19 protein-coding genes are annotated in these 20,566 nt (G+C 42.4%); 12 read left to right on the top strand and 7 right to left on the bottom strand.

What is annotated here, in order from left to right:
* Positions 1–774: a threonine/serine exporter family protein gene (locus D8797_RS01165; RefSeq protein ID WP_125378942.1), complete on the bottom strand. Its 774-nt coding sequence runs from the start codon at positions 772–774 to the stop codon at positions 1–3.
* Between the two features lie 117 nt (positions 775–891).
* Positions 892–3,207, bottom strand: coding sequence for a formate C-acetyltransferase (gene pflB / locus D8797_RS01160; RefSeq protein WP_125378941.1), 2,316 nt, complete (start codon positions 3,205–3,207; stop codon positions 892–894).
* 393 nt (positions 3,208–3,600) lie between these two features.
* On the opposite strand from pflB, the gene dinB reads away from it, so the two are divergent.
* Positions 3,601–4,665 (top strand): DNA polymerase IV, encoded by a 1,065-nt coding sequence (dinB, locus tag D8797_RS01155; RefSeq protein ID WP_125378940.1) that lies wholly within the window; start codon positions 3,601–3,603, stop codon positions 4,663–4,665.
* A 96-nt stretch (positions 4,666–4,761) separates the two neighbouring features.
* Here dinB and D8797_RS01150 read toward each other — a convergent pair whose 3' ends face one another.
* The 4 genes from D8797_RS01150 to rnhC all read right to left on the bottom strand — a co-directional run bounded on the left by D8797_RS01150 (position 4,762) and on the right by rnhC (position 9,754).
* Positions 4,762–5,706: a hypothetical protein gene (locus tag D8797_RS01150; RefSeq protein WP_125378939.1), complete on the bottom strand. Its 945-nt coding sequence runs from the start codon at positions 5,704–5,706 to the stop codon at positions 4,762–4,764.
* Between the two features lie 92 nt (positions 5,707–5,798).
* The gene (recD2, locus tag D8797_RS01145; protein WP_125378938.1) at positions 5,799–8,156 is read right to left on the bottom strand and encodes an SF1B family DNA helicase RecD2; all 2,358 of its coding nucleotides are present in this window, start codon (positions 8,154–8,156) and stop codon (positions 5,799–5,801) included.
* Positions 8,157–8,233: 77 nt separating this feature from the next.
* Positions 8,234–8,866, bottom strand: a complete 633-nt coding sequence (lepB, locus tag D8797_RS01140; RefSeq protein WP_125378937.1) for a signal peptidase I — start codon at positions 8,864–8,866, stop codon at positions 8,234–8,236.
* A 3-nt stretch (positions 8,867–8,869) separates the two neighbouring features.
* Entirely contained in the window at positions 8,870–9,754 is an 885-nt protein-coding gene (gene rnhC / locus D8797_RS01135) for a ribonuclease HIII (RefSeq protein ID WP_125378936.1), read from the bottom strand.
* 225 nt (positions 9,755–9,979) lie between these two features.
* Here rnhC and D8797_RS01130 point away from each other — a divergent pair, with 225 nt between their 5' ends.
* The 7 genes from D8797_RS01130 (at position 9,980) to D8797_RS01100 (ending at position 17,015) form a co-directional block, all read left to right on the top strand.
* A complete protein-coding gene (locus D8797_RS01130) occupies positions 9,980–10,153 on the top strand; it encodes a class IIb bacteriocin, lactobin A/cerein 7B family (protein ID WP_125371132.1) in 174 nt (57 codons plus the stop codon).
* Between the two features lie 68 nt (positions 10,154–10,221).
* The gene (locus tag D8797_RS01125) at positions 10,222–10,446 is read left to right on the top strand and encodes a hypothetical protein (protein WP_260471185.1); all 225 of its coding nucleotides are present in this window, start codon (positions 10,222–10,224) and stop codon (positions 10,444–10,446) included.
* Positions 10,447–10,810: 364 nt separating this feature from the next.
* Positions 10,811–12,964: a peptide cleavage/export ABC transporter ComA gene (gene comA / locus D8797_RS01120; protein WP_048765893.1), complete on the top strand. Its 2,154-nt coding sequence runs from the start codon at positions 10,811–10,813 to the stop codon at positions 12,962–12,964.
* A gap of 14 nt (positions 12,965–12,978) precedes the next feature.
* Positions 12,979–14,334: a bacteriocin secretion accessory protein gene (locus tag D8797_RS01115; protein ID WP_125378935.1), complete on the top strand. Its 1,356-nt coding sequence runs from the start codon at positions 12,979–12,981 to the stop codon at positions 14,332–14,334.
* A gap of 270 nt (positions 14,335–14,604) precedes the next feature.
* Entirely contained in the window at positions 14,605–15,183 is a 579-nt protein-coding gene (locus D8797_RS01110; protein WP_125378934.1) for a TetR/AcrR family transcriptional regulator, read from the top strand.
* On the top strand, positions 15,180–15,860 hold the full coding sequence (locus D8797_RS01105; protein WP_125378933.1) for an ABC transporter ATP-binding protein: 681 nt from the start codon (positions 15,180–15,182) through the stop codon (positions 15,858–15,860). The genes D8797_RS01110 and D8797_RS01105 overlap by 4 nt, the downstream gene beginning before the upstream one ends.
* Positions 15,861–15,863: 3 nt before the next feature.
* Positions 15,864–17,015, top strand: coding sequence for an FtsX-like permease family protein (locus tag D8797_RS01100; protein ID WP_125378932.1), 1,152 nt, complete (start codon positions 15,864–15,866; stop codon positions 17,013–17,015).
* A gap of 111 nt (positions 17,016–17,126) precedes the next feature.
* Here the strand turns inward: D8797_RS01100 and D8797_RS01095 are convergent, their stop codons facing one another.
* Positions 17,127–17,654 (bottom strand): NUDIX hydrolase, encoded by a 528-nt coding sequence (locus tag D8797_RS01095; RefSeq protein ID WP_125378931.1) that lies wholly within the window; start codon positions 17,652–17,654, stop codon positions 17,127–17,129.
* A gap of 121 nt (positions 17,655–17,775) precedes the next feature.
* On the opposite strand from D8797_RS01095, the gene truA reads away from it, so the two are divergent.
* From truA to D8797_RS01075, 4 genes are read left to right on the top strand one after another with little or no spacing between them, the layout of a single operon-like run.
* The gene (gene truA, locus D8797_RS01090) at positions 17,776–18,525 is read left to right on the top strand and encodes a tRNA pseudouridine(38-40) synthase TruA (RefSeq protein WP_125378930.1); all 750 of its coding nucleotides are present in this window, start codon (positions 17,776–17,778) and stop codon (positions 18,523–18,525) included.
* Positions 18,515–19,276 carry a bifunctional hydroxymethylpyrimidine kinase/phosphomethylpyrimidine kinase gene (locus tag D8797_RS01085; RefSeq protein ID WP_125378929.1) on the top strand — a complete coding sequence of 254 codons (762 nt, stop codon included), beginning with the start codon at positions 18,515–18,517 and terminating at the stop codon, positions 19,274–19,276. The genes truA and D8797_RS01085 overlap by 11 nt, the downstream gene beginning before the upstream one ends.
* Entirely contained in the window at positions 19,266–19,748 is a 483-nt protein-coding gene (locus tag D8797_RS01080; RefSeq protein WP_125378928.1) for an ECF transporter S component, read from the top strand. Before D8797_RS01085 ends, D8797_RS01080 begins: the two co-directional genes overlap by 11 nt.
* Before the next feature lie 12 nt (positions 19,749–19,760).
* Positions 19,761–20,324, top strand: coding sequence for a TIGR01440 family protein (locus D8797_RS01075; protein ID WP_125378927.1), 564 nt, complete (start codon positions 19,761–19,763; stop codon positions 20,322–20,324).
* The last annotated feature ends 242 nt before the right edge of the window (positions 20,325–20,566 follow it).

Here is a 20,566-nt window from a genome sequence, read left to right as displayed (position 1 = left end):
TTATTTCATAAGAATGAGGGCGACAGAGGTACCGGCACCGAGAGCAAGGGTAATGAGAAGCGATTCAAATAGTTTGCTCATTCCAGAGTTGATATGGTTGGTCATGATATCTCTAACTGAGTTGGTCAGAGCGATTCCTGGGACGAAGGGCATAACAGCTCCTGCGATGATCAAGTCTGCTGTTGAATCGAAGCCCGAATAGTGAGCCCAAATCTGGGCTAATAATCCGAAGACAAAAGCTCCAGCAAAGGCTGAAACAAAAGGAATTCGAATATATTTATCGACATAAAGAGAGAAAGAGAAGCCAAACAGAGTCGCGATGCCGGCTCCAAGAGCATCGTAGAAATTTCCACCGAACATGATAGAAAAGAAAGGAGCACTGAGTGTGGCAGCCGTAATCAGCTCTTTTTTGCTATAAGGAAGTTTTTTTATTTTAAGTTCCTTTAGTTGTTCAAGCGCTTCTTCCAGATTGATGGCTCCACTAACCAGTTGCCGAGAAACCTGATTGACATCGCAGACTTTCTCGATATTGTAGTTCATATGGATATTTCGCTTCATTCGAGAAATATTAGTATTTTCAATTGAAAAGAATATGGCAACGGGCATGGCTAAGGCATTGCAGTCCATGATGCCTTGCGAATGGGCAATCCGGATCATGGTGTCTTCGACCCGATAAATTTCTGAGCCGCTTTGTAATAGCAAGGTCCCAGCTAGCATGATAACATCAACGGCCAGATTAAGATTTTTTTCATCTGTAGACATTTTCTCAGCCATTATATCCCCTTTTTCATTTCACAATAACTCTATTATAACACAAATGCTTAAAGCTATCTCTCCAAAGCAAAAGAAAACCAGCTGATTTTCAGCTGGTTTTATAATTAGGAAAGAGGCTTAGCTAAGTGCATCATCCATAGAAAGAACTTCGTGGAAGACACGTTGTGTCAATTCAGTTTTTTGTTCTGGAGTGAGGTATTTAGTGTTTACACAGTATCCAGAGATACGTACGATAACATCTTCGCCAGACATGATCTTGTCGTAAACATCTTGCAAGTCCATAACATTCAAGTTAACGTGTTGTCCACCGTTTTCGAAGTAACCATCAAGAATTGTTACCAAGTTGTCCACTTGTTCGTCACGAGTCTTACCAAGAGCACGAGGTGAAACTTGAGTTGTCAATGAGATACCGTCAGCTGCGTAACCAAAGTCAAGGCTAGCAAGTGAGTTCAAGTTTTGCAACCAGCCACCTTTCGCTTTGTTAGATGGGTTAGCACCTGGTGAGAAGAATTCAAGTTTCGACAAGTTCACAGAACCATCTTCGTTGAGGTATACACCTTTGTGGACTGGTGAGTTACCAGTTTGTTTAGAGTAAGCAACGTTAGATGTGATTGTCAAAAGTGATACAGTAGCTTCTGCGTCTTTGTAAAGTTTGTGGCTACGTAGACGAGTTGTGTAAGCTTCGATCAACCATTCTGCCAATTCGTTTGAACGTGGGTCATCTTCACCCCAACGTGGGTATTCACCGATTGTTTCGTAATCGTAAATGTAGCCATTTTCGTCACGGAGTGGTTTAACTGTAGCGTACTTGATAGCTGACAATGTGTCAACAGTGTTAGCGAATCCGCAGATACCGAATCCCATGTTAGCACGTTGTTTAGTTGGCAAGAAGGCCATTTGAACAGCTTCGTAGTTGTACTTGTCAGTCATGTAGTGGATGATGTTCAAAGCATCTACGTAAGTGTCAGTCAACCAGTCAAGTGATTTTTCAAAGTTCGCTTTAACTGATTCGAATTCAAGAACTTCGTCACGGATAGGATCGATGTCAAATACTTTGTAGTCTTTATGCACATCATCGTAACCACCGTTCAAACCAGTAAGAAGAGCTTTAAGAACGTTTACACGAGCACCGAAGTACTGGATGTTGTGGCGTTGTTCTTCGTTTTCTGGATCAAGTGGTGATACACAGCATGAGATACAGCTCATTTCTCCGTATCCGTCTTTAGCCATTGTTGTTACACCTTCGTATTGGATAGAAGAGTGTTTGTGGCTCATATGCATACAGTAGCGACGGAATGAGTATGGAAGTTTGTCAGTCCAGAGAACTGTCAAGTTTGGCTCTGGAGAGTTACCGATATTGTCAAGAGTGTTCAAGAAACGGTAGTCCATCTTAGTAACACGGTGACGACCGTCGTTACCCATACCAGCCATAGAAGTGGTGATGAAAGTTGGGTCACCTGAGTACAATTGGTCATAAGCTTTTGTACGAGCAAACTTCACTGTACGAAGTTTCATAACGAAATCATCAACAAATTCTTGGATTTCTGATTCAGTAAATGTACCACGAGCAAGGTCACGTTCTGCAAAGATATCCAATACGATTGGCACACGTCCTAGAGATGTTGCAGCACCGTTGATCACACGGCAGACAGCCATGAAGGCGATGTTAACCCATTGGATCGCTTCTTTAACGTTCATCGCTGGTTTACGAACATCAACTCCGTAAAGATCACCCAAGCGAACAACTTGTTGCAATGCTTGGTATTGAAGGTTTACTTCTTCACGAAGGCGGATTGTTTCTTCGTCGATTTCTTTGATTGCATTCCAGTCGTTGACTTTTTCTTGCATCAAGTAGTCTGCACCGTAAAGAGCAAGACGTGCGTAAACACCGATGATACGTCCACGTGAGTAGGCATCTGGAAGACCAGTTACAGTGTGAGCGTGACGAGCGCGGCGGATGTTAGAAGTATAAGCACGGAAAATACCGTCGTTAACAGTTGTCACATATTTTGTGAAAATTTCGTGAACAGCTGGATCAGGTTCATAACCATTTTCCTTCAAAGTTGTTTCAGCCATACGGATACCACCTTTTGGCATGAAGTTCAATTTGAAGAGTTCATCGTTTTGAATACCGTAAATTAGTTCGTTATCTCTGTCGATATAACCAGCAGGGATATCTGCAATAGATGTTGGACGAGTGTCCATTGGGAAACGAGTTTCTTCGTAGTGAGCTTTTGTTTCTTCTACGATTTTCTTGATGTGGAGTGAGCGCTCAGTAGGACCTGCCAAGAAGCTTTCATCTCCATCATAAGGTGTGTAGTTGGCTTGAACGAAGCGAGAAACACTTGCTTTCTCTTTCCAGTCTTCACCTTTGAAGCCTTCCCAAGCTTTGTCAAAAATATCTTGAGCTTCCACAACTGTTTTAACAACCATTAGATTTTCCTCTTTATTCTAGCAACAATAAACTGTTACATTTATAATTAAAGTATATCATAAGGTAATCGGTTTCACAAACGAATTTCAGTGCTAAAAGAGGCTTTCTTTTATAATACAGATCGATATTTTATTGCAAACTGTTTTATAATTTTGAAAATAGTAAATGAAAACAGTAGAAAGAAGCTGATAAGTTGAATTATTTTGTCCTTGTTTTGAATGTTACTGTGTAGAAATTTGCCCAATACTGAAATTCCTATTTTTATACTTTGTTTATGTACTTCAGAAAGTTTCTCACATTTTCCGGTCTTGCTTTTGAATAAAAATCCTTTGAAACTTGCTTTAAAAATGATAAAATTTGCTAAAGAGCTAATCTAACTTATAGGAGACAGCATGCTAATTTTTCCGCTAATCAATGATACATCGCGAAAGATCATTCATATTGATATGGATGCTTTTTTTGCTTCGGTCGAAGAGCGGGACAATCCTAAGCTTAAGGGAAAGCCTGTGATTATCGGTAGTGATCCGCGTCAGACGGGTGGACGTGGTGTGGTTTCGACTTGTAATTATGAAGCCAGAAAGTTCGGAGTTCATTCAGCTATGAGTTCCAAGGAAGCCTACGAGCGCTGCCCGCAGGGGATTTTTATCTCGGGAAATTATGAGAAATACCAAACGGTTGGTTTGCAGATTCGAGAGATTTTCAAGCGCTACACGGATAAAATTGAGCCCATGAGCATCGACGAGGCTTATCTGGATGTGACGGAAAATAAGTTGGGTATCAAATCCGCAGTCAAAATTGCCAAGCTGATCCAGCACGATATCTGGAATGAGCTGCAACTGACAGCTTCGGCAGGCGTTTCTTATAATAAGTTTCTAGCCAAGATTGCCAGTGATTATGAGAAGCCGCACGGTCTGACAGTCATCCTGCCTGAAGGGGCTGAGGCTTTTTTGGCATCTATGGACATTGCTAAGTTTCATGGGGTGGGCAAGAAGAGTGTCGAGAAACTGCATGATATGGGGGTCTATACTGGTGCGGATCTGCTTAAAATACCAGAAATGACCTTGATTGATAAGTTCGGCCGCTTTGGCTTTGATCTCTACCGGAAAGCGCGTGGCATCAGCAATAGTCCCGTCAAGTCCAATCGCATCCGTAAGTCGATCGGGAAGGAGCGAACCTATGCCAAATTGCTCCATGGCGAGGAGGATATAAAAAAAGAACTATCTCGCTTGGCAACTAAGGTCGCTCTCAGCTTAGAGAAACACCAGAAAGCCGGCAAGACGGTTGTCCTCAAAATCCGCTATGCTGACTTTTCAACCCTGACCAAAAGGAGGACCTTGGAGCAAGAAACGAAGGAAGTCGAAGTGATTGAGCGGATTAGTCATGAAATCTATGACAGCCTGGAAGAGCAGCTGCGAGGCGTTCGCTTGTTAGGACTGACAGTGACGGGGTTTGGATAAAGATAAAGGCTTGGTTCGTGAATTGCCCCCCAAAGTTAGTTTTTTCTGTCTAACTTTTTGGGGGGCAGTGCGGTTCTGTTCAGTAAGCTGTCCTATTTATAATTCAAGATTTGGAAATTTGGCATGTATGTGATTTTTTAAACGAGTTAAAGCAAGGTCTGTTTTAGGGACATTTCGGTGTCTGAGAGGCAGTTTCTTTTCGCTTCCATTTGAAAGCACAACCCGAATCTCGTTTTTTCTGATGATTGGAAAGATATAAAACCAGAATGAATACCTATGGTGATACATTGTTAGTGCCTCGTGCATGTCACATGATTTGAAAATAGATTTATAACTGACCAAATGATTCTTGTATGAGAAGATACGAATATCTGGATCAATATAGCCACCATTGTTTTCAATTTGATCCAACGTTCCATTTAATTCGGGATATAGACTGTAAAAATCAGTCAATTTTTTGTGGCTTAAGTAATAACGGATGAATCCGATCAAAATGCATAATATACCAATATAGGTGAAGAAAGTGAAAGAAGCGTCTCCACCTTTTTGAAATTCTTTATCATTAGAGAGAGTGATGTAGTATTTCAGTTGTTGGTTATTTCCATCATTAAATAGATACGAGTTCATGATTTTAGCGTAATCAGGAATACCTGAAGCTGAGTGTACTGAGGCAATCAACCATTTTGGTTCTCCTCCTAAATTATCCGCTTTTTCTAGTTCATCTATGAAGTGGCTAGTTGAAGAATCATTGCGCAGGCCAATATCGCTTTCCCTACCATTTTTATCTATATAAGATACTTTGTAGAAATAGGTTGAGTTATGATCTTCTTTTAACTCTGCAACTGGTCCATCAATATGAGTAATTTTTATTGCTTGGCTGTAGAAGGTGTCAGAGATTTTTGCAGAAAGAATTTTTCCTTCTTTTCGCAAGGTTTCCACACTGATATTTCTAGATTTTGTTGATGAAAAGGTGCCAAATAGAATGAGACTGCATCCTACAAGTACCCACTTTATTAGAGTAGAATATTTATTGTATTTCATACAATCTCCTTTGAAGAAAGTTAGTTGTTATTTGGGCTAATCATATAGCCATATTTTAGCATTATACACAGAACAGTGAAGGGAGTCAAGGCTTATTTAAAAATTCCCTTTAAATCTTCCTCGGTCAACCCAATTAGAGGATCGATTGTTAGGATATTTTCCTCCGTCAGGATATAGTTTTCCACAGGTGGTTCGCTGTTATCCATAGGGTTGTGGATAATTTCTTGAGGGGATTCTACAGCTCCAAAACGTTCAATTAGATAGGTTTTGCGGGCTGTTCCAGTATTTTTTACAGCGTAGTCAAAGGCTGACTTTTCCCCAAGTAGGATCAGTTTGCTCTTGGCTCGGGTAATAGCGGTGTAGACCAGATTGCGCTGGAGCATGCGGTGGCTACTTCGTGTAATGGGAAGGATAACCACGGGAAACTCGCTACCTTGAGACTTGTGGATGCTCATGGCATAGGCTAGGCGAATTTTGTACCATTCGCTGCGCTGGTAGCTAATTTCATTGCCGTCAAAGTTGATGGTTAATTCGTCCTGCTTGGACTCGGTGTACTTAGCTGGGAGCAGGTCGACGATATAGCCTAAGTCACCGTTAAAAACATTGCTTTCGGCATCATTGACGAGGTGGATGACCCGGTCTCCCTGTCGATATTGGCAGTCAGGTGCCTCAAAGGTCAGCTGGTCTTTTTCCACAGGATTGATGAGATTTTGCATGAGGCTGTTAATCTGGTCAATGCCTGCCTGTCCGCGGTACATGGGAGCCAGCACTTGCACATCTTGAGCAGGAATGCCGCTGCGAATAGCTGCGCTGGCAATTCGTTCAATCATGGGCGGGATGTGCTCATTTCGAGCTTCAAAATAAGAACGATCCGCTTTTTTTTCAGTAAAATCTTCTGGCAACAGTCCCTTTTGGATCTGGCTAGCCAGAGTGACAATGGTCGAATCTTGGCTCTGACGGTAAATCTTTTCTAGCTTGGTTTGGGGGATGCTCGGTATTTGCAGTAGGTCAGCTAATACTTGCCCAGGACTGACAGAGGGTAACTGCTCTGCATCGCCCACCAAAAGCAGTTTGGTATTGGAAGAGATATTGCTGAGGAGCTGATTGGCCAGCCAAGTGTCCACCATGGAGAACTCGTCCACGATGATAAAGTCAGCATCCAGATAATCATCCAAATGACTGGTATCATCATCTCCGGTCATACCTAGATGTCGGTGGATCGTAGCGCTGGGTAGTCCAGTCAGTTCGTTCATACGGCGAGCAGCCCGACCAGTCGGTGCAGCAAGGAGGATGGGCAAATCTGCCTTCTTTTTCAAATCCAAGCCTCGAAGCTGGCTGTAGACGGCGATGATACCGTTGATGACGGTTGTTTTGCCTGTTCCTGGTCCACCCGTCAGGATAAAGACTTTTTGTGTGATAGCGTCGAAAATGGCTTGCTTCTGAATCTGATCATAGTGGATGCCTAGGTCATCTTCAGCTTGGCTGATGGCATCGAGGATTTTCTCTTCTTTAAAGCGATCCTGATGGCCTTTTTCCAAGAGGCGGAGCAGATTACTACGGATGCCTTCCTCGGCAAAGAAGAGACTGTTTTCAAAAATCTTAGTCTCAACATTTTGGACCTTGTCTTCTTCAATCAGGTGAGCCAATTCATCGGCTACCAGACTGGGATCTAGTTCTACTTGACGCGAACTTTCCAAAAGCTCAATAGTACGAGCCAATAGGTCTCTAGCTTCCAAATAGGTATCTCCAGTTTCCATACATTGGGTCAGGAGGGTATGAATCAAGCCAGCCCGAAAACGCTCAGGAGCATCACTTTCAATTCCCAACTGCTGGGCCAGCTGGTCAGCGATTTTAAAACCAATGCCTTGGATATCTTCAACCAGTTGGTAGGGATAGTGCTCGACGATTTCCAGCGTTTCTTCCTTGTAGGTTTCTTGAATCTGAAAGGCTAATTTATTGGGAATGCCGTAGGCGGCCAGTTTAGCTAAGACCAGCTCTGTTCCATAGTTGAGTTGCAGTTTGGCCACAAAGGCTTCTCGGTTCTTGGCAGAAAGGCCAGTGATTTCTTTAAGTTTTTCTGGCTCAGCTAAAATCTTGTCAATGGTTTCGTCCCCATAGAGTTCCACGATTTTTTGAGCTGTCTTGACCCCGATACCTTTAAAATGGTCACTGGAAAAATATTTAACCAGCCCCTTGCTAGTTGGTTTTGCCCTCTCGTAGCGGGAAATTTTTAGCTGCTGTCCGTACTTTGGATGTTGAACTAGGTTTCCCCAAAATGTATAATCCTCGCCTTCGATAATATCGGCCATGGTTCCGGTCACGATAATCTCAAAATCATCAAAATCTTCACAATCCGTGTCTTGGATATCCAAGAGGAGGATTCGAAAGAAGTTGCTGGGATTTTCAAAAATGATGCGCTCAATAGTGCCTGAAAAATAAAATTCTGTCATTGTTTCTATATGTGTTCTTTAAAAAGCAAACCCAGCTGAGTAGTCAACTGAGTTTGGATGGGGTATACTCTTAAGTATTAGTAAGTCTTGAAAGGTAGGATTGGCCAGATGCGGAATTTAGCTTCGCCTTGAATCTGACTGGATTTAAAGGCACCTACTTGACGGCTATCCTTGGACACGATTCGATCGTCACCTAAAAGCAGATACTCGTCATCTAGGAGCTTGATGGTAAAGACAGGGCTGCCCTCTTTGTCCACGGTAAAGGCCTGGGCTTGAGAAGCTAGCTTGCGGAAGAAAGTTCCGTTGTCCGTGTAATCCTTGCCTACATAGGTAGACTGGAGCTTGTCCTTTTGGAATTTCTTGATGTAATCTGTTAAATAAGGTTCATCAGTCTTCTTACCATTGATATAGAGGGTGTCGTTTTCGTACTGAATGGTATCACCCGGAAGGCCAATCACCCGCTTGACGACTTCTTTCTTTTTGCCATCGTCATCCTTTTCGGAGGCTACAACAATATCGAAACGGTCAATAGACTGGTGTTTCAAAACCATCAAATACTCACCATTGGCTAAGGTTGGATCCATAGAGTGACCGTCTACCTTGACAGGTGCCCAGAGCAGCCAGCGAGTGAGCAAGATGGCAGAGATAATCAGGGTAAAGACTCCCCACTCCTTGAGGAAGGCACGGAAGTCAAAGCGTTTGTTTTTCATAGTCTACCTTTCTAAGAGCTTTTTAGCTTTTTCTGTATTTTTAAAATGAAGTTTAGCGGTATGCTGGAGACCAGCCATTCCATAGGCTTGGAGGATCAGGCAAGCAACTTGATCACTCTTACTCCCAGCCCCGCTCGGAAGAGTATAACCAAGCTCTTGACTCAGATTTTCCAGATTTTCCAGAAAGAGATCGCGAGCTATAATGGAGCTAACGGCGACAGCTAGAAACTTTCCTTCCGCTTTTTCAATGAGGCTAATGGGATTTGGGAAATGATTCTTCTCATTTTTCAGGTATTTGTCATAATTCTGCTGGCTGGTAAAGGCATCAATGACAATTTTTTCTGGTGTCAACACTTTTTGCAGCAGTAGATAAATGGCTTGATTGTGAAGAGCTACCTTGACAGACACAGCATTGTAACCAGAGGCAATCACTTCGTTATATTTTTCTGGTGACAAGAGCAGAGCCTGATGTTGGATTTCTTTTTTCAGAATTGGAGCCAGCTGCCGAATCTTAAGGTCGGTCAAGGTCTTTGAGTCGCCCACGCCCAGATTACGCAGGAAAGTGTGTTGTTCTGGGCTGACAAAGGAAGCAACAACTGCTAAACCACCAAAGTAAGAGCCATTTCCGACCTCATCAGTACCGATAAGGGAAATGTTCTGATCGATCTTGCTTGTTTCCTCGGCTTGATGACCGAAAAAAGCAGCATAGTGACCAGCTTTTTCTCCTTGGAAAAGAACCTTGCCAGAAGTATAGATACTGACAGTTGCCTGGTTGAATTTCAGTAGATATTGGATATACTGATTTTTACTAGGCACAAGCTTGTCTTGATATTTCTGGACAAAAGCCTCAATTTCCGCTCGTTTAGGACTCAAAGTAATACTTTCCATAGCCCCTATTGTACCACAAAATGAAACTAGGGAAAATGGGAAAAATAGGATATTTAAAAGATTATGAAAAAATTACACATTTTTCTTCTAAACATGACATCGATGTCATGTTGAACCCGATAGGGTTGTTGTATAATATAGGTGTTGAAGCGATGTTTGAATAAAACTGACCACAAACAATATATTAACAAGGTTAAGGAAGCCTTGTAAAAAAGGAGAACACATATGGAAAACTTTGCTATGATGGACAATCAATTTGCTGCGTTGACTGAAGAAGAAATGATGATGATCGACGGTGGATGGGCATTCTACGGTATCCCTGTTGATATTTTCACAGTATCATTGGCTATTTTGGGTGGCTCATTGGTTTCAGGTTTCTTAGTAGGACTTTTCAACTAATTTAATATTTCAAATAGAAGAAGGTGAATTTTATGAACAAAGATTTTAAATCATTAGATCAAAAATTTATGCCTCTTACTGAAGCTGAATTGGTTGAAGTAGAAGGTGGATGGGTCGGTGGTGACCTTGTACGTGCCGTATTTGATATCGGTCGTGAAGTTGGTCGCACTGTACGTGGACTTGCTATTCGTGCATATGGTCGTATTCGTTCTAGAATTGGATCACGTTCTGGCTCTAGCAACGGTGGTGGCGCTAACAACGGTGGCGGCGCAGACCAAGGAATTTTTAACTAATATTTTTTGTTTCGACATAGAGCCTCTTGTTCGTCTTGATTGGGACAAGAGGCTTTTTAGTGTAGAATGGTCTGATAAAGTTACTTTATGTCTGTTTTTTTAGTAATTTTATGTTTACATGGAGTAAAACGACTGATACCATTGGAAAAATACGCCACATTAGTGTATGATAGAGATATCTATTTTTGCTTGTTATGAAAGCTCTTCCTCCTAATTTGTACTTGTTTTTTTACTGGAGAGAATCGCTATGAATAAAGTTGACAAGCAGTTTTTATTGAATAGTATGTTTACTAATTAGGAGTTTTTATGCGAGGGTCACTCTCCATAAAAGCAAATTTACACTTTTGTGAATAAAGGAGTTTGTATGAGATTTACAAAGCGTCATTATAGGGCTCAAGTTGACGCGAGAGATTGTGGTGTAGCAGCGCTAGCCATGATATATGGTTATTATGGTTCCTATTATTCTTTGGCCAGTTTGCGTGAAATGGCCAAGACAACTTTAAGAGGAACAACTGCTTTTGGGCTAGTGAAGGTTTCGGAAGAGTTAGGTTTTGAAACACGAGCCTTTAAAGCGGATATGTCTTTATTTGACATGAAGGGGATCGTTTATCCTTTTATCGCCCATGTTATCAAAGACAAGAAATTGCTTCACTATTATGTTGTGACTGGGCACGATAAACATTCGGTTTATATTGCAGATCCGGATCCGGCTGTAAAAATGACCAAACTTTCTAAGGAACAGTTTGCGCAAGAGTGGACAGGTGTCTCTATTTTCATCGCCCCAGCGCCAGAATATAGACCACACAAGGAAAAGAAAAACGGTCTCTGGTCTTTTGTTCCGATTTTAATGAAACAAAAGGGACTGATTGCCAATATCGTTATTGCAACGATGTTGGTGACGATTATCAATATCGTGGGCTCTTACTACATGCAGGGGATTATTGATACTTACGTACCGAATCAGATGAGGAATACCTTAGGAATTATTTCTCTCGGTCTAATAGTTGTCTACATTTTGCAACAGGTCCTAACTTATGCTCAGAGCTATCTGCTTCTTATTTTAGGCCAACGCCTTTCGATTGATGTGATTTTGTCCTATATTAAGCATGTCTTTCATCTACCGATGTCTTTTTTTGCGACAAGAAGGACAGGGGAAATCGTATCGCGCTTCAACGATGCTAATAGTATCATTGATGCCTTGGCTAGTACTATTCTGTCCATCTTTTTGGATGTGTCTATCGTTGTCGTCATGGCGGTTGTTTTGTTCTCGCAAAACTTTTACTTGTTCTTTATCAGTTTGCTCTCGCTGCCGATCTATATCGTCGTGATTTTCGCTTTCATGAAGCCATTTGAAAAAATGAATCGCGATACCATGGAATCCAATGCCATTCTGTCTTCTTCTATTATCGAAGATATCAATGGGATTGAGACGATCAAATCCTTGACAAGTGAAGATTTCCGCTATCAAAAGATTGATAGAGAATTTGTGGATTATTTGAAGAAATCATTCGCTTATAGTCGGATGGAGAATATCCAAATTGGTTTGAAGAAGACAGCTCAGCTCTTGCTGAATGTTGCAATCCTTTGGATGGGAGCCCTTTTGGTTATGGACAACAAAATGACCTTGGGGCAGCTGATTACTTATAATACTTTGTTGGTTTATTTCACAAATCCGCTGGAAAACATTATCAATTTACAAACTAAGCTTCAGACAGCACAAGTTGCCAATAATCGCTTGAACGAGGTTTATCTGGTTGACTCTGAATTTATGGATAAAAAAGCGATCCGTGATTTGAGCATGACCAAGGGCGATATTGAGTTGAGAAATGTTAGCTATAAGTATGGCTATGGACGAAACGTTCTGTCGGATATTAATTTGACCATTGAAAGAGGCAGCAAGGTGGCCTTTGTCGGAATTTCTGGTTCTGGAAAGACGACCCTTGCTAAGATGATTGTGAATTTCTATGATCCGAACGAGGGAGAAATTCTGGTTAATAATATCAACCTTAATCAGATTGACAAGCATGTCTTGCGTCGTCATATCAATTACTTGCCGCAACAGCCTTATGTCTTTAATGGTACCATTTTGGAGAATGTTCTCCTGGGTGCCAAGCCCGGAACGACTCAGAAAGAAATCATTCGGGCGCTGGAAATTGCAGAAATTCGCGAAGATATTGAACGGATGCCTTTGAATTACCAAACAGAATTGACATCGGATGGTTCAGGAATTTCAGGTGGACAGCGTCAGCGCTTGGCCTTGGCTCGGGCTCTATTGACCGATGCTCCTGTTTTGATCCTTGATGAGGCGACCAGCAATCTGGATATCTTGACAGAGAAAAAGATTATTGACAACCTTTTAGAGTTGGACAAGACCATTATTTTCATTGCCCATCGATTGACCATTGCGGAGCGATCTGAAAAAGTGGTTGTTCTGGACAAGGGTGAAATCGTGGAGCAAGGAACGCATGAAGAGTTGGTTGCTCAGGATGGCTTCTATGCTCATCTGGTGAATAGTTAGAAAGGAGAAAGAAGATGGAAGAACATTACTTAGAGAGTGCCGAATTTTATAACCGTAGATATTCTAGCTTTTCTGTGCGCGTGATTTTACCGACTTTCTTCTTGTTGATTTTTGTGGTCTTATTCTCCCTATTTGCTAAAAAAGAAATCACTATTACTTCAGGTGCTTCTATTGAACCTAGCAAGATTCTGGCTAACATCCAATCAACCAGTAACAATGCCATTGTCACGAATAATTTGAAGGAAAATAAGGTTGTAAAAAAAGGGGACCTTTTAGTTCAGTATAAGTCTGATAGCGAAAATACTCAAAAAGAAACCTTCTCCTCTCAAGTAGAAAGCTTGAAGGAGCAAAAACGTCAGTTGGAGCTGCTGCAAGAAAGTCTGAAAACGGGGACTAGCCAGTTTTCAGGAGAGGATCGCTTCGGCTATGAGCAAGCATTTAATGATTACAAGAATCAAGCTGCGAGTATCCGTAGTAATACCGAGCAGCAAAATTCGACCATTGCTTCTCAAAATTCAGCAGCTAGTAATTCACAGGCAGAGCTGGGGAATTTGATCAATGAAACAAATGCTAAATTAGCAGATTACCAGACTCTTAGAAATGCTATCCAAAATGGGACAAGTGTCCCTTCGACTAATGCAGGCTATAGCATCTATCAGGCTTATGAGACACAAGCCGCTGCAGATAGTCAAGGTCAGCTAAAGAGTCAGGTTCTTTCGCAAATTGATAGTCAGATTTCTCAGTTTGAATCAGCTCTTGCAGGTTATCGGGTGCAGTATGCGGGCTCTGGTGCTCAGCAGGCTTATTCAGGGAGCTTGGATAGTCAGCTTGAATCTTTGAAAGCTCAGCAGTTGACTAAAGTTGGTCAAGAATTGACGGCCTTGAATCAAAAGATTTTAGAAGTTGAAAACAATCTCAAGGTGCAAGGTGGTATCACTCAAAAGGGCATGATCACAGCAACTGAAGATGGTATTCTCCACCTAAATCCTGAAACAGCAGGAGCGAATCTGGTTCCCGAAGGGAAGTTGCTGGCTCAGTTGTATCCTGTTTTGACCAAGGAAAAAAAGGTCGTCATCACAACCTATGTGACCTCGAAAGATGTAGCTAGTCTGAAAAAAGGTGAGACTTTGCGTTTCACTGCAATGGATGGAAATAATAAAGAATTTGTTCTCAAATCTAAAATTTCAAACATTGACAACAATGCAACGAAAACGGAAAAAGGCAACTTCTTTAAGGTGGAAGCTGAAATAAGCTTAACGGATACCCAAGCCAAGAAGATACGTTACGGTATTGAAGGTCGTGCGGTAGTCATTACAGGAAGCAAAACCTACTTTGACTATTACTTGGATCAATTCTTGAGAAGAGACTAAAGAAAGAATGGTCAATAAGTTTTGATTGAAGTTCTTATCTCGTAAATATGAAAAAACCATGGTTGTGCCATGGTTTGTACGGATTCCTAAAAGATAGAGGAATTGTTACCCCTTTGTTGACTAAATGAGGATCCCGTTTTATTTGGCGATTTATCATATAAAAAATCGAAGCCGAAAGGCTTCTTTTTATACTTGTTTTTTAATGTTCTGTGTGATATCATATTCTAAGAAACGGATGTTGCGCAACGATTGTATCTAAAAGGAGTTTTGATGCCACCTAAAAATAAATTTACTCGTGATGAAATTATCCAAGCAGCTCTAGGGATTGTCAGAGAAGACGGTTTGGCTGGTTTGACCGCTCGTTCTCTCGCGGAGCGTTTACAGTCTAGTCCTAAGGTTATTTTCGGTCAGTTTGAAAATATGGAGGATCTGAGTCATTCGGTTGTTCGGGCGGCTGAATTCGTTCTGGTCCAATATATTCGTTCGGCTTTGGAGCGAGCTAAGCCTTTCAGAGCAGTTGGCATGGCCTATATCCTTTTTGCCAGTCAGGAACCTCAGCTCTTTAAAATTCTCTATCTAAATCCTCACAAGCACCCCATTGAGTCTTTCAAGGACTTTTTGCCTCAGAAAGACCACAGTTATCAGCAGATATTAGAGTCGATTGTGGAGGATTATCCCATGTCCATAGAGAGTGCAGAGTTTGTTTATCAGCATTTATTTATCTATTCTCATGGTTTGGCTAGCATGATAGCATCGGGTATTTATTCTTTTAGTCAGGAGGAAGTGACAGAACGCTTAACGCAAGTATTTACTTCCCTCCTAAAGGAAATGAAAGGAAAGCAAGAATGATTAGATTAAAGGAAATTCGCAAGTCCTACAATGGAAGAGAAGTTTTAAAAGGGATCGACTTAGAGGTTGTTGACCAAGATTACTTGGTCATTTTGGGAGCCTCTGGATCTGGAAAGTCAACCTTGCTCAACGTTTTATCAGGCCTAGAAAAACCAGACAGTGGTCATGTATACTACGGTGATGAAGATCTATCCCAGCTGACAGAAGCTCAATTGACGGCTTTTCGCCGAGCGCAGATTGCATTTATTTTTCAGCAGTATTTCTTGCTTCCAAATCTTACAGTGGAGCAAAATGTCAAAATGGGAGCCAACCTAGCAGGCAATCAAGATTATGTCCGTATTTTGGAGGCTTTAGGTTTAGGTGATAAACTTCAGCATTATCCAAGTCAGCTATCAGGCGGTGAGCAGCAGCGGGTGGCTATTGCACGAGCCCTAGCTAAAAGACCGCGTGTCCTCTTTTTGGACGAGCCTACTGGAGCCTTGGACGAAGCAACAGGTCGTCAGATTCTAGCCTATATTTCAAGTCTTCAAGAGGAGCTAGGTTTTACGCTGGTCATGGTGACCCACAATGCAAATATTGCTCAGATGGCTAAGACTGTTGTCCATATCAATAGCGGCCAGATCCAAAGCATAGAGACAAATAACCAGCCCAAGACGGCCTATGAGATTGGATGGTAAGCTATGTTTTCAATAAAAGATTTGTATAGATTAGTCGTTGTATCAATTATTAGCTTTTGCGCGGTCTTTGTGACCAATCTCTTCTTAAATTTTTATCTGGATATCCGTTTACTAGATCAAACAAATTGGTTGCCTGAGATTCGAGCTGCTTACGATGCTCAAGTTGCGATTTCTTGGTTAATTGCATCCATTAGCGGAGCTGTTTTATCTCTAACATCGATGCTCCTCCTCTTCTTTTACATTCGGCAATTTATTGACCAGCATAAGCCAGAATTAGGAGTTTTAAAGGCTCTAGGCTATAAAAACTGGGAAATTGCTCGAAAGTTTTGGTTTTTTAGTCTTCCAATTGGCTTGGGAACGAGCATTGGCTATTTCTCTTCGTTTGTCATGATGCCGCATTTTTATCAGTTGCGTAATCAAAGCGGAGTTTTGCCTGAAATTACCATTCGGCAACATTGGCCCCTTTTCCTGTTTCTTGTTGTCTTGCCGACTCTTGCCTTTGCTGTTTTAGCTGTCCTCTACGCTAGTTATTGTATACGTTTGCCTGCTCTAGACTTGCTCAAGCGGGTCAGCTCTAGTAAAAAGTCACCAAAAAGGAAAGTAGGAAAGAAAATAAGGAAAGACCGTCCCTTTTTAAAAGACCTTTCTGCCAGTCTGCTCTGGTCTAGAAAATTATTGATATTCTTTGTCATTTTCGGTTCGATGTGCTTTTCAGCTATGATTCAGCTATCATTTGGTATGAAAGAATTGACAGATGAAACCATTCAGATCATGATGATGTCAATCGGTACTGTCCTATCAGTAGCAATCCTCTATCTGTCGCTAGGAGTACTCCTGCAGGAAAATCAAGAAACCCTAGCTATTATGAAGGTTTTTGGTTATAGCAGAAATGAGTGCCATAAGAGTTTGTTTGCTCCCTACCGCTTTCTTGCTTTTTTGGGCTTCGTCTTAGGAACGGGCTATCAATACGGGATTATGCAGCTTTTACTCAGATTGATGGAAAAATCAATAGCTCAGAAAGTTGACTATGATTTTGATTTTGGAGTCTGCCTGATGACTTTACTAGTTTTTGTTTTAGTCTATGAAAGTTTAATCTATTTATCCAACAGGAGGCTAGATCAACTGACTATTAAGCAGGTCATGTTGGGAGAATAAAAGAGGCTGGGACAAAAGTCCTAGCCTCTCAATTGTTTTTGGATTGTCGAGCAAGACGCAGTAGTTGAGTGGGCTATACTACGCTGATTCCATCAGCTTTTACAACCCTACTCAACTGTGCGGAGGTGGGACGACGAAATCGAATTCTAACGAATTACCGATTTCTGTCCCACTCTCTTTTTTACTGATGATATGCTGGATGCCTGTCTGGAGGTGCTTGAGGATGTGTGTGATTTCTTTTGGAAATACTTTATAGTTTTCCAAGTCTGTAAGGGGAATCCAATAGACTTGTTCTTGCTTATGTTGATAGTCAAATTGCTTGCAGTGAGGCTTCATCAGGTAATAGAAGCAAATCTCATGACAGTCTAGCCCTTTGAGGACGCCAGTTGAGTTGGAAAATAAATTTTCATGGACAAAAGCCAGCTTTTCAATCTCATACGTTTGTCCAGTTTCTTCGAAAACTTCTCGCTGGACAGCTTCTTCGGAGGTCTCTCCAAATCTGACCGCTCCTCCCACTGAATAGAAATAGTCCTCGCTAGGAGAAGACATGACACAGAGGGATTCCTCCTCAATGATGAGTGCAGCAGCCCGATAGCGAAAGCGCTCCTGTCCTTGCCTATAAGAAATATCCTTTGCCATAGTATCCTCCTTGCGTTTTTTAGTTTACTTGATTTCGCTCTTTCTGTCAATGCTTTCTGTACCCAGACAGTTGTATTCTTTCTCTCTTGCGACAGGCTTTTTTTCCTGTTAAAATAGTTGCATGATTCGTTATAAAGCCCTTATTTCCTACGACGGGCATGACTTTGCTGGCTTTCAGCGCCAGCCTCATGCTCGGAGCGTTCAGGAAGAAATCGAAAAAACCTTAACTCGTATCAACAAAGGTCAGCCCATTGCTATCCACGGAGCTGGTCGGACCGACAGCGGCGTTCATGCGCTTGGGCAGGTCATTCATTTTGACCTCCCGTCAGCTAGGGATGAAGAAAAGCTGCGTTTTGCCTTGGATACCCAGACGCCAGAGGATATAGATGTCATTTCTGTGGAGGAAGTGACGGAAGATTTCCATGCCCGTTACAAGCCGCACAGCAAGACCTATGAGTTTCTGGTGGATATTGGTCGTCCAAAAAATCCGATGATGCGCCACTATGCGACCCACTACCCTTATCCTTTGGAGATTCCTCTAATGGAGCAGGCCATCAAAGCCTTGGAGGGAACGCACGATTTTACGGGCTTTACAGCCTCGGGAACCAGTGTGGAAAATAAGGTTCGCACGATTACAACGGCCAGTCTGACTTTTGATGCGCAGCGTGGTTTTCTAGTCTTTACTTTTTCTGGTAATGGCTTTCTCTATAAACAAATCCGCAACATGGTGGGAACCCTGCTCAAGATTGGAAATAAGCGGATGCCAGTTAACCAAATCGAACGGATTTTAGAAGAAAAGGATCGGCAGCTAGCTGGGCCAACCGCAGCGCCTAATGGTCTTTACCTAAAGGAGATTATTTATGAAGAATAAGTTGATTTTAGCTCTCTCTGGCAATGATATTTTTAGTGGTGGTGGTCTTCATGCGGATTTGGCTACTTATACGGTCCATGGCCTGCATGGTTTTGTAGCGGTGACTTGCTTGACCGCTATGACGGACAAGGGATTTGAAGTTCTTCCGACCGACGAGCAGGTCTTTGCGCAGCAACTCTTTTCGCTCAAAGATGTACAATTTTCGGCCATCAAGTTGGGCTTATTACCAACGGTTGCCATTGCAGATCAGGCTCTGGAGTTTGTCAAAAAGCAAGCGGGCATACCAGTCGTGCTAGACCCTGTCCTAGTCTGTAAGGAGACCCACGATGTGGAAGTGTCGGCTCTTCGTGATGAATTGATCAAATTTTTCCCTTATACGACCATTATCACGCCCAATCTACCAGAAGCAGAGATCCTGACCCAGTCAGAGATCGAGAGTCTGGATGATCTCAAGGCTGCGGCTGTGACCCTCCATGAACTAGGAGCTCAAAATGTCGTCATCAAGGGAGGAAATCGTTTCAGCCAAGATCAGGCCCTTGATTTATTTTACGATGGCAAAGACTTTGTGTTGTTGGAAAGTCCTGTTTTACCAAATAATAATACAGGGGCAGGTTGCACCTTTGCTTCTAGCATCGCTAGTCAGCTTTTGGCAGGCCAATCACCTCTTGAAGCCGTCAACTATTCAAAAGATTTTGTTTACCGCGCTATCCAGCGCTCAGATCAGTATGGAGTTATTCAATATGAAAAATAATCAGACAAGAAAAATCGCTTTGCTGGCTGTCATTACAGCCCTATCCATTGTTTTGGGGAATTTTTTCAAAATCCCGACGCCAACTGGCTTTCTAACCCTGTTAGATGCAGGGATTTACTTTACCGCATTTTATTTTGGCCGTAAGGAAGGAGCCTTGGTGGGTGGCTTGTCCGGTCTCTTGATTGACTTGGTGGCGGGCTATCCTCAGTGGATGGTCTTTAGCCTCATCTGCCATGGTCTTCAAGGCTACTTTGCCGGCTTCACTGGCAAGCAGCGTTATATCGGCTTGCTCTTGGCTGGACTTGCCATGGTCGGTGGCTATGCTCTTTTTGGTAGCATCTTGAGTGGCCCTGGTTCAGCTATCGCAGCGATTTGGGGCAATGTCATGCAAAATATTTTTGGCTTGGTGGTCGGCTATGCCCTTTACAGAGCCTTTCCCCTTGTCTTGAAAAGAGCCCTTCAGCCAGAGTAAGTGAGGTCAAAGATGGATTTAGAGAAACTTGAAAAGGAGACCAGACAGATTGCCACAGATGTCTTGGACAAGGCGGGTTTGGTCAAGGGAAATATTTTTGTCCTAGGTCTATCTTCTAGTGAAGTCATGGGGGGACACATTGGCCAGCACTCCAGTAGGGAAGTCGGTCAGGTCATTGTCAAGACCTTGTTAGATATTCTGCAAGCTCGGGGGATTTACTTGGCCGTTCAAGGCTGTGAACATCTCAACCGCGCCTTGGTCGTAGAGCGAGAATTGGCAGAAAAGAAAGACCTAGAAATTGTCAATGTCCTGCCCAGCCTCCATGCAGGCGGGAGTGGCCAGCTAGCAGCTTTTGATTATATGCAGGATCCTGTGGAGGTTGAATTCATTACAGCCCATGCTGGCTTGGATGTGGGGGATACATCAATCGGAATGCATGTCAAGCATGTTCAGGTTCCGATTCGCCCTCAGCTACGCAGTTTAGGTCAGGCTCACGTTACTGCCCTTGCCAGTCGTCCCAAGTTGATTGGCGGAGCTAGAGCGTCTTATATTGAAGATAGGATTCGAAAATCTTAGTAGAAGAAGAGAAGAGGCTGGGACAAAAGTCCTAGCCTCTCAATTATCTTTGGATTGTCGAGCAAGACGCAGTGGTTGAGTGGGCTCTACTAGGCTGATTTCATCAGCTTTTACCGCCCTACTCAACTGTGCGGAGGTGGGACGACGAAATCGAATTCTAACGAATGACCGATTTTTGTCTCACTCTCTTTTCCCAAATGGTAGACTTTGTCTGTTGATTCTCGTGCTGGAGAGGGAAATAA

It is taken from the genome of Streptococcus cristatus, assembly GCF_003944225.1.
GTDB lineage: Bacteria > Bacillota > Bacilli > Lactobacillales > Streptococcaceae > Streptococcus > Streptococcus cristatus_K.
Note: the sequence above shows the minus strand (reverse complement) of the source record. Positions and strands in the feature narration are given on the sequence as shown.

Excerpts from the sequence above, each read along its gene's own strand:
- D8797_RS01100 (WP_125378932.1), top strand. The coding sequence starts at position 15,864 with ATGTTTTCAATAAAAGATTTGTATAGATTAGTCGTTGTATCAATTATT.
- rnhC (WP_125378936.1), bottom strand. The coding sequence starts at position 9,754 with ATGGAAAGTATTACTTTGAGTCCTAAACGAGCGGAAATTGAGGCTTTT.
- D8797_RS01115 (WP_125378935.1), top strand. The coding sequence starts at position 12,979 with ATGGAAGAACATTACTTAGAGAGTGCCGAATTTTATAACCGTAGATAT.
- D8797_RS01085 (WP_125378929.1), top strand. The coding sequence starts at position 18,515 with ATGAAGAATAAGTTGATTTTAGCTCTCTCTGGCAATGATATTTTTAGT.
- D8797_RS01075 (WP_125378927.1), top strand. The coding sequence starts at position 19,761 with ATGGATTTAGAGAAACTTGAAAAGGAGACCAGACAGATTGCCACAGAT.
- D8797_RS01080 (WP_125378928.1), top strand. The coding sequence starts at position 19,266 with ATGAAAAATAATCAGACAAGAAAAATCGCTTTGCTGGCTGTCATTACA.
- D8797_RS01130 (WP_125371132.1), top strand. The coding sequence starts at position 9,980 with ATGGAAAACTTTGCTATGATGGACAATCAATTTGCTGCGTTGACTGAA.
- pflB (WP_125378941.1), bottom strand. The coding sequence starts at position 3,207 with ATGGTTGTTAAAACAGTTGTGGAAGCTCAAGATATTTTTGACAAAGCT.
- recD2 (WP_125378938.1), bottom strand. The coding sequence starts at position 8,156 with ATGACAGAATTTTATTTTTCAGGCACTATTGAGCGCATCATTTTTGAA.
- lepB (WP_125378937.1), bottom strand. The coding sequence starts at position 8,866 with ATGAAAAACAAACGCTTTGACTTCCGTGCCTTCCTCAAGGAGTGGGGA.
- truA (WP_125378930.1), top strand. The coding sequence starts at position 17,776 with ATGATTCGTTATAAAGCCCTTATTTCCTACGACGGGCATGACTTTGCT.
- D8797_RS01165 (WP_125378942.1), bottom strand. The coding sequence starts at position 774 with ATGGCTGAGAAAATGTCTACAGATGAAAAAAATCTTAATCTGGCCGTT.
- dinB (WP_125378940.1), top strand. The coding sequence starts at position 3,601 with ATGCTAATTTTTCCGCTAATCAATGATACATCGCGAAAGATCATTCAT.
- D8797_RS01095 (WP_125378931.1), bottom strand. The coding sequence starts at position 17,654 with ATGGCAAAGGATATTTCTTATAGGCAAGGACAGGAGCGCTTTCGCTAT.
- D8797_RS01105 (WP_125378933.1), top strand. The coding sequence starts at position 15,180 with ATGATTAGATTAAAGGAAATTCGCAAGTCCTACAATGGAAGAGAAGTT.
- D8797_RS01150 (WP_125378939.1), bottom strand. The coding sequence starts at position 5,706 with ATGAAATACAATAAATATTCTACTCTAATAAAGTGGGTACTTGTAGGA.
- D8797_RS01125 (WP_260471185.1), top strand. The coding sequence starts at position 10,222 with ATGCCTCTTACTGAAGCTGAATTGGTTGAAGTAGAAGGTGGATGGGTC.
- D8797_RS01110 (WP_125378934.1), top strand. The coding sequence starts at position 14,605 with ATGCCACCTAAAAATAAATTTACTCGTGATGAAATTATCCAAGCAGCT.
- comA (WP_048765893.1), top strand. The coding sequence starts at position 10,811 with ATGAGATTTACAAAGCGTCATTATAGGGCTCAAGTTGACGCGAGAGAT.